The following is a 12,490-nucleotide window of genomic DNA, read 5'->3' on the forward strand; positions in this document are numbered from 1 at the left end:
TGGCTCCACAGGTAGGACTCGAACCTACGACCGATCGGTTAACAGCCGATTGCTCTACCACTGAGCTACTGTGGAACGATGTAATTAAGTTGTTTGCAGCAAGCCTTTATGTAAGTGTTTCTCTTGGCGTCTCTCTTGCCGACGTTTAACATCATAACAGACATCCAAAACAAAAGTCAATCGTTTTTATAAAATAATTTTAAAAACATTTTCTCGTGTATGCCGTCCGCTTTAAAGGCTAGTGAATGTAATTTACCACATTTCACGGGTGATGTCAAAACGAATCCTTCCATTTCGTCAGGCTTTATTAAAGTGAGCTGTTGATGTCAGGTTCAGTCATACGGATGCTCCCCCACACCCTCATCTGATTCTTCCTGAAGCTTTATTCACTCTACTGTTATACCACCAGCTATTCAGAAGCCATAATAAAGAAAAAGCTGACGGAATGCTTTACGCACTTCCGTCAGCTCTATTCTATCCGATCGACTGATCCACACCTAAAAACCTGAGCTTCCCGCTGCACTTACCGCAGCGGTACTTACTTGTATCAAACCTTCTCTTCCGGTGATACATCTGACCGCAGCCAGTGCATTCATATACCTTATTACGAGGAAGACGTTTTTTCTTCTGTGATGGTAATGGCGTACAGAACCTTGGTGCGCCGACCTGTTTGATTAACTCCCTGAAGTCGCGGTCACGATGCTGATACCCTCTTCCTTCTATATGAAGGTGATAATGCGCGAGCTCATGCTTGATGATTCCGACAAGTTCATCGTAGCCGTGTTCATCAAGGTACTTCTTATTGATTTCGATATGATGGCTGACAAGCAGGTACCTCCCGCCTGTCGTTCTGAGCCGCCCATTGAAATACGCCTGGTGCTGAAACTTCTTCCCGAATGATTCGAGTGAGATCTGTTCAGTTAACTTTTGCAGCTCTTCGTTCGTCATGAACCGGTACCTCCTTTTAGATGAAAAGGAAGATGATTGCGATCAGCGGCATGGAAGTAATCAACTGCATACTGATCAGGGAAAATGAACGCACCTGACCTTTTGCTTCCGCCGGTACATCCTGTCTCATTCTCATCAGTACCTGCATGACGCCGAAAACTGCTGAGCCAATGATAATGATAAGCGGAATAACCGGCAGTCCCGTATCCGGTCTTTCCATTAGGGCATATACAAGTACAATCACGGCAAGCGGGACAAGCTCGATGATCATTGTTGAAAAGAAGAAGCGGGTAAGTACAGTTTGTACTGTCATTCCTTCATCACCGCGACCCTCGGCAGTCTTGATGATTGTGCCAAGGTGAGCGATATAGTTAAAAGTAATACCGAGTGTTGCTACCGCAGCTGCGATGGCAATAATATAATAAGCCATTTTGATTCCTCCAATTTAGTTAGTTTGTTCGGCAGGAGGAAGCATGGTGAGTGCAATTCTTCCCTTTTTCGCATCGACCTGTTCGATCCATACGGTTACGACGTCACCCAGCGAGACGACATCTAGCGGATGTTTGACGAATCCTTTTTTCAGCTTGGAAATATGAACAAGTCCATCCTGTTTGACGCCAATATCAACGAATGCGCCGAAGTCTACTACATTTCGCACGGTTCCCTGCAGTTCCATGCCCGGTTTCAGGTCTTCCATTTTCAGAACGTCTTTTTTCAGGATCGGCTTATCAAGTTCATCACGCGGGTCACGTCCCGGGCGGATGAGGGCCTCAATGATATCTTTCATTGTATGAATCCCGATACCTGTATCTGCTGACCATTGTTCAGGTGTTTTCTGGATAATCGCCTGCTTCAGCTCTTCTGAACCGATTGCATTCAGATCGAATCCAGCCTGTTTGATCATTTTTTCTACATCCTGATAATTTTCAGGGTGGATGGCTGTGCGGTCGAGCGGGTTTTCACCTTCTGCGATGCGCAGGAAGCCGATACACTGTTCATATGTTTTTGCACCAAGGCGCGGGATTTTCTTCAGCTGCTTGCGGTTGATGAATTTTCCTGCTTCGTCACGTGCTTTAACAATATTCTGTGCCACTGTTTTTGACAGGCCGGCTACGTATTGAAGCAGCGATGGTGATGCTGTGTTTACATTGACGCCAACTTTGTTAACAGCTGTTTCAACGACGAATGTGAGCGATTCGTTTAACTTTTTCTGAGAAACGTCGTGCTGGTATTGTCCGACTCCGACTGATTTAGGATCAATTTTGACAAGTTCAGCAAGCGGATCCTGAAGACGTCTTGCGATTGACACTGCACTTCTTTCCTCTACCTGAAGATCCGGAAATTCTTCGCGTGCGATATCAGAAGCCGAGTAAACACTCGCTCCCGCTTCATTGACGATCAGATAATACACTTCCTGGTCGAGTTCCTGCAGCTGGTCTGCAACGAATTGTTCGGTTTCACGGGATGCTGTACCGTTTCCGATCGCAACAAGCTCAATGCCAAAGTCTTTCACAACTTTTTTAAATGTAGCAGCGGCTTTCGATGGATCCTTTGTCGTGTGCGGGTAGATCACACCAATATAAAGCATCTTCCCAGTTTCATCTACCACTGCAAGCTTACAGCCGGTGCGGTAGGCAGGATCGACGCCAAGTACTTTTTTACCTTTAAGCGGCGCCTGAAGCAGCAGATTTTTCAGGTTCTCTGAGAAGATGTGGATTGCCTGATTTTCTGCTTTCTCTGTCAGCTCATTTCTGATCTCCCTTTCAATAGAAGGAAGAATCAGGCGCTTATAGCTGTCTTCGATCGCTTCAGCCACCTGGTCTGCTGAGACGGACTGTGGATATTTGACATGCTTTCGCTTTAATTCAGAAAGAATTCTCTCCTGATCCGGCTGAATGGATACGCGAATTACTTCTTCCTTTTCACCCCGGTTCAGCGCGAGCGTGCGGTGTGGCACGATCTTTGAAACGGGTTCTTCGTATTCATAGTACATTTCGAAGATTCCTTTTTCATCAAGCTCTGCTTTTTTAACAGCCGAGGTGATTTTCCCGTTTCTGAATGTCTGATTTCTTATGTATTCACGGATTTTTGCATCGTCTGCAAGCATTTCAGCGATGATATCTCTCGCGCCGGCAAGTGCTTCCTCTGTATCAGCTACTTCCTTTTCTTCTGAAATGAATTCAGAAGCTTTTTCTTCTACGCTGCCTGTTTTCGGGAAAGATAGCAGCCATTTTGCAAGCGGCTCAAGTCCTTTTTCCTTTGCTTTTGTCGCACGGGTTCTTCTCTTTTGCTTATAGGGACGGTAGAGGTCTTCCACTGCCTGAAGCTTATCTGCTTTTATAATGGATTGCTTTAATTCTTCCGTTAACTTGCCCTGTTCTTCAATGAGGCGAAGCACTTCTTCTTTTCTGGTTTCAAGGTTTTGCAGGTAAGCCCAGCTGTCCGAGATATTTTTGATCTGGACCTCATCCAGCGCACCTGTCATTTCTTTTCGGTATCGTGCAATAAAAGGCACTGTGTTTCCTTCATCTAAAAGCTGAATCACTTTCTCAACTTTAGCGGCATCAATTGAAATGTTTGCTGCCAGACGGGTGATCTGTTGTTTGTGCTGTTCCATCTGATTCACTGCCTTTCTATAATCTGTTCCGGGATTAATTGTACCACATGGACTTCAAGTCATCATTTTCCAAACAAAAAAAGAGACTCCTATTTAAGGCAGCCTCCCAATAATAAATGTTGTATCGTCGCTATCTGAAACAATTGAATCGAGATAGGTTGAAATATAGTCAATCGAGCGTCCTGACTGTAGCAGTGGTCGTACACGTGTGATCTGAAGTCCATCTGAATGAATCAGAAATGAGGCTCCGTCTTCATACTCAAAGCTTTGGGTCTTATACTGCTGGGGTCTGCCGGAAAGATAACCGGTTACCGGCAGCGGATAAGTGAGCTTACCTGCTTCTGAGTAAAAATAAAAGCGGATATTTCCAACACAGCTATATGTAACCCTTCTGGCTGCATAGTCAATTTTGATAATCGCTACGGCTGCGCCTCTCTTTTTCAATAGAGACTGATTCGCCCGTTCCATCAGCTGGTTCACATCTTCATCCTTGTTTTCTTCAACTGCAGCACATACTGCCTGGGAAGCCTCATGGGCATATTTCCCGCTTCCTAAACCGTCTGCGACTACACAGATGAAATAGTCGTCAGTTGAAGTGAAAAAGTAGCTGTCACCGCAATCCTGCCGGCCATTCTTTGCATACTGTCCAGCGTGTACTGTTACTAAACTGTGGTCAAGTACTTCCATCAAGTAAAGTCACCATCTTGTGAGTTTTCTTCCTGGATCGCATCACGCAGTTTTTTAATGGCTCTTCTCTGCAGTCTGGACACATGCATTTGAGAAATACCGAGCATATCACCCGCGTCTTTTTGACTCATATTTTCAAGATACGTATATTGAATAATCTGTTTTTCTCTGTCACTCAGCACATGAAGGACTTTTTCAAGTACCATCCGCTGATCTGTTTTTTCATAGTTGTCATCCATACTGCCGACAATATCAAGCAGCGTAACTGTGCTGCCGTCAGAGTCAGCTTCAATTGAATGGTCAACTGAAAGTGCCTGATAGCTTTTCCCCATTTCCATTGCTTCTAAAATTTCTTCTTCAGAAACTTCAAGGTGCATGGCAATTTCACTTACCTTTGGAGATCGCTGCAGGTCTGTTGTCAGTTCTTCAACTGTCGCTTTGATCTTTGGACCGAGTTCCTTGATTCGTCTTGGAACGTGTACGCTCCATGTCTTATCACGGAGGAATCGCTTGATCTCACCGATAATGGTCGGGATAGCGAATGCTTCGAAGCTTTTCCCGAACGTATCATCATATCGTCTGATGGCACCGAGCAGACCGATCATACCGACCTGTGCGATATCCTCATGATATGACTTTCCTTTCGAGTACTTTCTTGCAATGGATTCCACCAGGTTTTTATAATGAACAACAAGCTTATGCTGCGCATCCTCATCCTGCGTTTCCTGATAGGCTTTGATCCACTCAAGTACTTCGTCTTTGCTCGGCTGGTTAGGTTGAGACAGTTTCCGCATCCCTCTCCACCTGCTCTTCCTCAATGTACTTTGTCATGAAGACCGTTACACCCTCTTTTTGACTGATCTTCACGTCATCCATCAGGCTTTCGATCAGGTAAAGACCAAGCCCCCCTTCACGGAGCATGTCAACCTGTGAACCCTCATTGTAAGGTCCAACTTCTTCCTTCACTTTCATAAAATCAAAGCTTGAGCCATGGTCTGCAACAATGACTTCAAGACGATCCTCATAAAGTGCGAAACCAACGACTACTTCACCTTCATCATTTTCTTTGTAGGCGTGCTGTACAGCATTCGTAATCGCTTCACTTGTTGCTATTTTAAGGTCTTCAATGTCGTCATATGTGAAGCCCATGCGGCTTGCAACACCTGAGATTGTCAGGCGGATGACACCGACATATTGGGCTTTGGCGGGAATTTTCATTTCAATATAATCAAATGGTTTCATCATTCCATTCCACCTTTTACTTCGGGATTAATATCCATGATGTCTGCAAGTCCAGTGATGTCGAAAAGGCGCTTCAGACGATCTGATAGACCAACAAGCTGAAGGTGTCCGCCGTTTGCTTTAATCCCTTTGAACAATCCTACAAATACACCAATACCTGTGCTGTCCATATAGCTTACTTCCGACAGGTCAGCGACTACTTTCATGCCTTCCTGTTTTGAAAGCGGCTCCGTTTTTTCTCTAAGGACAGGTGCAGTATACGCATCAATTTCACCTGCAATTTCAAGCTTCGCAAATTCTTCTGTCTGCTCTGTTATATCAACTTTTATATTCATGTTAGTTCCACCTTTTTTCTAGTGTCCTGCTCAGGCAGCCCGCCTGAACTTTCTCAGAATCTCCGTAAGACGTACTTGTAAACTACCCTAACTCCGAGCTGTTAAACGTGATTCACATAAAACTATTTCGTTCTTTTTAAAATAATGATCGTGAAATCATCTCTCAGCTGAAAGTGCTGCAGGCGCTCCAGGTCACGGAATATTTTATTGACGATTTCCTGCGGCGGCAGCTCAATGTATTCGTTTATATAGGAAATGAGCGTTTCGCGTTCAATAAAACCTTCATCAGTACGGCATTCTGTGACACCGTCAGACATCAGAATAATCATATCTCCTATTTCAACAGCCTGTTCGTAGCGCTTATATTTGGCGTTTTTATCCACACCAAGAAGAAGACCTCTTGCTTCAAGGTCCAGAAATTCTTTATCTTTATGGCGGTAGAAGAATCCGGGTTCATGACCTGCTGAAGCAAAGTGAAGAATATTGCTGCGCAGTTCATACATTCCATAGAACATTGTGATAAACATGGAATCATCTACGTTTTGCTCGACCACTCTGTTCAGACTTTCAAGTACAGCGCTTGGGTCCTTCCTGTATTCAGGCAGGCTGTCCATCGCGTATTTGATCATCGACATGCAAAGTGCTGCCGGGATGCCTTTCCCAATAACATCAGCAATTGCAACGTTAACCGAGTGATCCCCGTCGTGAACAAAGTGATAGTAATCGCCGTTCATCTGCTTTGCCGGAACACTGAGCGCACCAATTTCAAGCCCGTCAACAGAAGGGACTGAAGTGCCGAGCAGTGTATCCTGCACGTTAGAGGCAATTTCCATCTCATTCTTTAACTCTTTCTGCGTATCAAGTAAGCTTTGATGCTCTCTGAAAGCAAAGCCGTAAGCAGTCATCACTTCAAGAAGAATATCAAAAGAATGCCAGACTTCCGGTGAGAGGTCAGGCATTAGCTGTTGCATGGCATTTTTTTGAAGACTGATTACTTCCTCCGGCGGCACCTTTTTTTCAAGTGCGGTCCGGCTGAATTGCTGAGCAGCATATAAAGCCTGCTCAGACTGGTTGTTCATATATTCCTGTAAGATTTTACTGTATTGCGCTTCAAGTGTTTCCTGTTTATTCATTCGTCAAATGCCCCTCCTATCGGAGCCACTTTGTTGCGCGGATGTCTGTACCTTCACCAGGGTTTGAGTCAATGTTGAAATCATCCATTAATCTTCTCACACCCGGCAGGCCAGCACCCAGACCCCCTGAAGTTGAAAAACCGTCTTCCATTACTTTTCTGATATCTGGAATACCCGGACCTTTATCCAGTGCGATAATCCGAAGCCCTGCTTTACCATTTTCATTCAGCCGGTCAATACATAACTGACCTTCTCCTGCATAGAGGTAAATATTTCGGGCAAGCTCACTGATGGCTGTTGTAATTCTAGCCTGATCTACGGTTCCAAATCCCAGCTCCTTGGCTACATTTCTACCGAGCTGACGTGCAGCTACGATATCCCATTCATTCAGAATGGATACACAGGATTGGATTTCCATATGGTCAGTCCCCCAATTCCTGTTGAAGTTTCTCTAAACCTTTTTCCAGATCAAGTGCAGTCATGACGTCATCAAGTCTGATGCCAAGCTCGATCAGTGTAATGGCAACTGCCGGCTGGATTCCTGTAATCACGACTTTTGCACCCATCAGTCTGGACATATTAATCACATCGCCAAGTACTTTTGCGATGAATGAATCAATAAAGTCAATTGATGTAATATCAATCACGACACCGCGTGCATTGGTTTCGTGAATTCTTTTTAGCAAATCTTCCTGAAATTCAAGGGCAGTCTGATCATCCAGCTCCCATTGAATCGAAATCAAAAGGCAATCATTCAGTTTTAAAATAGGAATCCTCACTGCTTACCCCTCCAATTCCACTATTTTTCTGCCTGTCATCTCAAGCGCAAGCTCTACACCTTTTTTCATCGTGCTTGTCGTAATAAAACGGTCCAGGTCAATGCCCAGGTTCACGATTGTCTGAGCAATCTCAGGACGGATGCCGACAAGCATGCATTTTGCTCCAACTAGGTGAACAGCTTCCGCCGCCTGTATAATGTGATGCGCAACCATTGTATCCACAACCGGTACGCCTGTGATGTCAATCAGCACGACCTCAGAGCGATGGCTGACCACCCCTTCGAGCAGATTTTCCATCACAAGTCTTGCCCGTTCAGTGTCAATCGTGCCCACAAGCGGCATCACAGAAATCTGGTCAACCACCGGAATTAACGGTGCTGACAGCTCCTGAAGCGCCATTTTCTGCAGTGATACAGTTTTCTCCCACGTTTCTGCGTACGTCTGGATAATTTCGTTTGATATTGGTGTCATCCACTTATCAAGCAGCTCCAGATAGTCGCCTTCTCTCTCTTTATCTATACTTCCATATTGGACTAAGTTTTCCTGCACAGTATGTACAAATTCTCTCAATCCTTTTACAACAAGCGCAACCGGCCATCCAAGTCTGACAACTTTGTCAGAGAAGTGGTTAAGTTTTTCCTTATATTCTCTTTCTTTATCTTTCAGATTCAATAGAATAATATCGAAAAACTCTGTGCTGGTTGATTCAAATATATGCTGTGGCATGACGTCGATAATGCGTCCGTCCGCGTCATTCATCAGCTTTTCTTTCCAAATTGTTTCGAGCTCTTCCCGATGATCTTCAATATGCCCGGTTATCTTGTTATACAAAAAATTCACCTCTGACCTATCATTCTGTTTTCGTACTTGTGTTCTATTATAGAGGAGTAAAACTCATTGGTCTATTCATAAGAAAAAAACGCTCCACAAAGAGCGTTTTCCACATTAGAGGTCTACTAAGCCGAGGCTGATCTGAAGGGCCTCGTCTACCTTCTCCATCGTCTCGTCATCCAGATGGGTTATTTTGTCTGTTAATCGTTGTTTGTCTAATGTCCTGATCTGTTCCAGCAAAATAACTGAATCACGTTCAAAGCCGTTACGCTTCGAGCTGATTTCAACGTGGGTAGGAAGCTTAGCTTTTTGAATCTGTGCTGTAATTGCTGCGACCACTACTGTGGGACTAAACCGATTTCCGATGTCGTTTTGGATGATGAGAACGGGGCGGACTCCACCTTGCTCTGAACCGACAACGGGAGATAGGTCAGCAAAAAATACGTCTCCACGCTTCACTATCAAAGCGTTATCCTCCACTTACCAATCGTTCAATGGTATGGTCTGCTTCGTATTCTGCCTGAAGTGCTTCCGAAGCCATTGACAAGTTGATCTTCGCCATTTCCATATAGCCCCGGCGCATCGCATCCTGAGTTTGTTTACGGCGTCTGTCACGGACATAAGCTTTCGTTGCGCGATAAATACAGTCGCTGCAGCTCAATTCTTCCTGTTCGGCAAACGCTTCCAGTTCTGTAAGCAGTTGCTTTGGTAATCGTACCAAGATTTCTGATGTTGCGCTGGATTCCGACACAAACTACACCTCCACCATCATATGCATACCTATTTTTTGTGAAACAATTATTCTTTTGTTCATTCATCATTCAAGTCCATGTTTATATTAACACTAAATGTGGAACCTGAAAAGGTACTCTCAGAAAATATCTGACAATTCTTTGCAAAAATGATTAATTAAGATGATTAAAGACCTTTTTGATTACACCATTTTTCCTATACATCCTTGGAACTCTCGCTGTCAGTAGACAGGCGGATTCATAATGAATGGTGCCGTTATGCGCTGCGATATCATCAAGCAGAATCCGGTCATTCAGAACTTCCCCGACAAGCGTGACAACAGACCCTTCCTGCATTTCAAACGGAAGTCTGATCATACACTGATCCATACAGACGCGTCCGATGATTTCCGCACGATGCTCGCCGGCAAGCACTTCAAAGCCCTGCATCTGTCTGATCCACCCATCAGCATAGCCAATCGGCAGCGTTGCAATCCATTCATCCTGTCCGGCAGTATAAGTAGCCCCGTAGCTGACTTTTTCACCCTGCTTCAGTTTTTTCACCTGAACCATTTTTGTATACATTGACAGAGCCGGCTTCAGCGGTGCAGGCATCTCATGACGGATATCACCTGAAGGCACAAGCCCGTACATGGAGATGCCAAACCGCACAGCATTAAAGGCTGAATTATCACGCAGAAATGCACCTGCACTGTTCGAAGCGTGGATCATTGGGGGCTTCTGCTGAAAGACATCCAGGAACTCAAGAAACCGCTCATGCTGCTGATCGGCATACGTCCGGTCCGGCTCGTCCGCCGTTGCAAAATGCGTAAAAGCACCCTCGATGTTGATCAGACTATCATCAGAGGCAAACGCTTCAGCATCAGCTAACCCGTTTTGATCAGTAAAACCGAGACGGCCCATCCCGGTATCAATTTTCAAATGAATATGCAGCACGTCAGCTTCAAGAAACTCACGTGCTGACCTGATCCAGTCTGCTGAAAAGACAGTCAGGCGAATCCCATGCGCTGCAGCAAGGCCTGCATCGTCAGGGCGCGCAGCACCGAGCACCAGAATCGGAGCGGTAAAGCCATGCTTTCTCAGAAAGAGCGCTTCATCTAAAAACGCAACTGCCAGCCATTCCGCTCCGGCTTCAAGTGCTGCCTCCGCTACTTCAAGATAGCCATGTCCGTACGCATTCGCTTTTACAACAGCCATAATAACTGTATCCTGCTTCAGCTGTCCGGCTAACTGGCTGATATTATATTGAATCGCATCAAGGTCTACTTCAATCCATGTATCACGGTGAAATTCATTCTTCATCATCTGGCACCTTCTCTTGTCACAGGATACTCTCCTGTTTCGGATGCCGTTATTTTATCATAGACCCCTGAACTGAGCGAGCAACTTCGAGCATTTCTTCCTGCGTCAGGTCGTGGGAAGCAAGCAGATAACTCACACCATTATATGTCCACTCCAGTGAATTCTCTGTCATTGCACCGACTGCAAACCCGAGATCCGCCATTTCACCAGTTGCATCAGACGTTGTCAGCATCACCGGCGCCGCATCCAGCTTCTCCTGAATAATGGTATAATTTTTCGATCCTTCATACGTCAGGATCATCCGGCTTCCATTATCCGTCTTCACTTCTTTCTCCTCTATCAGCGCAGCACCCTCGATTTCAGCTGTCGGATAAAGAACGGCCCAGTCCTCCGTTTCCTCTCCATCACCTGATACCGGCATCTCAAGCTGGGCACCCATCATATTCTTTTCAAGGTTAAAGTCACTCTTGTCAAATGATGCTTCATAATCAACCTCACTGAAGCTAAGCTCAATCTTCACGTTGCCTTCCTGATCCTTCACTTTCACATCCGTCGGCGCGAGCGTTTTCTTATCAAATGTCACCTGCTGAAGCGGGAACATCTGCTGATGCTTGTACCTTGTTTTCGTATCAAATACATACTTTCCGTCCTTTTCAGTAAAGACTGCTTCCTTATCCTCCTGAATATCCTTTACAAGAGACTCCGTGAGATAAGCCTGACTGCCATTTGATGGCCAGTCACTCTGGAAACGGAAGCTCTTATTCAGTGCAGGTGTCAACACAAAGACGCCCTCATCATTCCTGATAATCATCTGGCTTTGCTTGTCTTCCGCATGCTTCAGATGAACACGGTAAAAGTGCGGTTTCATATGCCAGACCTCAACATCATATTCCTGTGGCTGTTCACCAGTGTTAAAGACCATTTTTGCTTTTGCCTTATAACTGTCCGCCTGCTCCACCTTGTCCATTAAATCCTGAGCCGCTTCCTCCCTCGTTTTCTCACCGCACGCAGCTAACACCATCACTAAAAGCACCGTTATCAAACAGAGAGCGATTTTCTTCATGGTTTCCTCCCCTTCACTCATTCAGCGTCGTTGCGAATGCACTTTAAGTGTATGAGTGGGGGTGAGCTTGTATGACATGGAAAAGCGGAAGTCGGCGATTAGGGGCGTATGCATTGGCGCTTGGACTGGCGCAGCGTGCGAAAAATTCAAAAGGTGATGGATTTAAGTCAACAGGTGATAGATATATCGCGGGAGGTGTCGTTAAAATCGGACGGCTACCCCTGAGCGGCAGAAAAAACTAAAAGGTGAGTGAATTCCCTCTGGAGGTGATAGATATATCACAAAAGGTGGTGGATATAATGATGCCTTGCCTCGTCCCCTGCACTATATGCCCTTAGGTCACAGGCTTTAAATCTTTTGTTGCCCAAGTGCATAAAGAGGGATAGCTTTTCCCGAACCCTTAAACCGTCCTCAAACAAAAAGCAGACGTCCATCTAGACGCCTGCCTTCTTCTCCACCACGACCTGCGCAGCTGCATATTCTTTTGTATGGGTAATGCTCACATGCACATGATATTTCGGATGCCTGATATAAGGTCTGCCCGATGCTTCTTTTACAATCTCGATATCCTGAAACGAGAGCTCGCGGCCGATCCCGCAGCCGATTGCTTTTGCGTATGCTTCTTTAACAGCAAAACGCCCTGCCAGGAATTCAATTTTTCTTTTCTCCCCCAGCACGTTGAACTGTTTAAGCTCTGATGCAGTCAGCACACGGCGGGCGATTTTCGGCTGCCTTTTTAAAAGTGTGGCAATCCGTTCAATTTCTACGATATCTAAGCCGATTCCATGAATCATCTGAGTC

16 protein-coding genes and 1 tRNA gene are annotated in these 12,490 nt (G+C 45.3%); all 17 read right to left on the reverse strand.

What is annotated here, in order from left to right:
- The 17 genes from UFB30_RS12925 to acpS all read right to left on the reverse strand — a co-directional run bounded on the left by UFB30_RS12925 (nt 1) and on the right by acpS (nt 12,483).
- Nucleotides 1-75, reverse strand: a tRNA-Asn gene (locus UFB30_RS12925).
- Between the two features lie 399 nt (nt 76-474).
- The gene (locus tag UFB30_RS12930) at nt 475-948 is read right to left on the reverse strand and encodes a SprT family protein (RefSeq protein WP_322422115.1); all 474 of its coding nucleotides are present in this window, start codon (nt 946-948) and stop codon (nt 475-477) included.
- A gap of 16 nt (nt 949-964) precedes the next feature.
- Nucleotides 965-1,378 carry a hypothetical protein gene (locus tag UFB30_RS12935; RefSeq protein ID WP_322422116.1) on the reverse strand — a complete coding sequence of 138 codons (414 nt, stop codon included), beginning with the start codon at nt 1,376-1,378 and terminating at the stop codon, nt 965-967.
- 15 nt (nt 1,379-1,393) lie between these two features.
- Nucleotides 1,394-3,565, reverse strand: a complete 2,172-nt coding sequence (locus UFB30_RS12940) for a Tex family protein (protein ID WP_322422117.1) — start codon at nt 3,563-3,565, stop codon at nt 1,394-1,396.
- Between the two features lie 93 nt (nt 3,566-3,658).
- On the reverse strand, nt 3,659-4,252 hold the full coding sequence (locus UFB30_RS12945) for a PP2C family serine/threonine-protein phosphatase (protein ID WP_322422118.1): 594 nt from the start codon (nt 4,250-4,252) through the stop codon (nt 3,659-3,661).
- The gene (gene sigB, locus UFB30_RS12950; RefSeq protein WP_322422119.1) at nt 4,252-5,046 is read right to left on the reverse strand and encodes an RNA polymerase sigma factor SigB; all 795 of its coding nucleotides are present in this window, start codon (nt 5,044-5,046) and stop codon (nt 4,252-4,254) included. The genes UFB30_RS12945 and sigB overlap by 1 nt, the downstream gene beginning before the upstream one ends.
- Nucleotides 5,024-5,494, reverse strand: a complete 471-nt coding sequence (rsbW, locus tag UFB30_RS12955) for an anti-sigma B factor RsbW (protein ID WP_322422321.1) — start codon at nt 5,492-5,494, stop codon at nt 5,024-5,026. Before rsbW ends, sigB begins: the two co-directional genes overlap by 23 nt.
- Entirely contained in the window at nt 5,494-5,829 is a 336-nt protein-coding gene (locus UFB30_RS12960; RefSeq protein WP_322422120.1) for an anti-sigma factor antagonist, read from the reverse strand. Before UFB30_RS12960 ends, rsbW begins: the two co-directional genes overlap by 1 nt.
- Nucleotides 5,830-5,951: 122 nt before the next feature.
- Entirely contained in the window at nt 5,952-6,962 is a 1,011-nt protein-coding gene (locus UFB30_RS12965; protein ID WP_322422121.1) for a PP2C family protein-serine/threonine phosphatase, read from the reverse strand.
- A gap of 16 nt (nt 6,963-6,978) precedes the next feature.
- Nucleotides 6,979-7,380: an anti-sigma regulatory factor gene (locus UFB30_RS12970; protein ID WP_039807354.1), complete on the reverse strand. Its 402-nt coding sequence runs from the start codon at nt 7,378-7,380 to the stop codon at nt 6,979-6,981.
- A 4-nt stretch (nt 7,381-7,384) separates the two neighbouring features.
- The gene (locus UFB30_RS12975) at nt 7,385-7,741 is read right to left on the reverse strand and encodes an STAS domain-containing protein (protein WP_039807352.1); all 357 of its coding nucleotides are present in this window, start codon (nt 7,739-7,741) and stop codon (nt 7,385-7,387) included.
- 3 nt (nt 7,742-7,744) lie between these two features.
- Complete coding sequence (locus UFB30_RS12980; protein WP_322422122.1) at nt 7,745-8,572, reverse strand: STAS domain-containing protein; 828 nt, start codon at nt 8,570-8,572, stop codon at nt 7,745-7,747.
- Between the two features lie 114 nt (nt 8,573-8,686).
- On the reverse strand, nt 8,687-9,037 hold the full coding sequence (locus tag UFB30_RS12985) for a type II toxin-antitoxin system PemK/MazF family toxin (protein WP_039807348.1): 351 nt from the start codon (nt 9,035-9,037) through the stop codon (nt 8,687-8,689).
- 4 nt (nt 9,038-9,041) lie between these two features.
- Entirely contained in the window at nt 9,042-9,323 is a 282-nt protein-coding gene (locus UFB30_RS12990) for a CopG family ribbon-helix-helix protein (protein ID WP_039807347.1), read from the reverse strand.
- 154 nt (nt 9,324-9,477) lie between these two features.
- A complete protein-coding gene (alr, locus tag UFB30_RS12995; protein WP_322422123.1) occupies nt 9,478-10,626 on the reverse strand; it encodes an alanine racemase in 1,149 nt (382 codons plus the stop codon).
- Nucleotides 10,627-10,675: 49 nt separating this feature from the next.
- Nucleotides 10,676-11,689: a LolA family protein gene (locus tag UFB30_RS13000; protein WP_322422124.1), complete on the reverse strand. Its 1,014-nt coding sequence runs from the start codon at nt 11,687-11,689 to the stop codon at nt 10,676-10,678.
- Nucleotides 11,690-12,123: 434 nt separating this feature from the next.
- The gene (gene acpS, locus UFB30_RS13005) at nt 12,124-12,483 is read right to left on the reverse strand and encodes a holo-ACP synthase (RefSeq protein WP_322422125.1); all 360 of its coding nucleotides are present in this window, start codon (nt 12,481-12,483) and stop codon (nt 12,124-12,126) included.
- Nucleotides 12,484-12,490: the final 7 nt, after the last annotated feature.

The organism is Jeotgalibacillus haloalkalitolerans (assembly GCF_034427455.1).
In the GTDB taxonomy this organism is placed as follows: domain Bacteria; phylum Bacillota; class Bacilli; order Bacillales; family Jeotgalibacillaceae; genus Jeotgalibacillus; species Jeotgalibacillus haloalkalitolerans.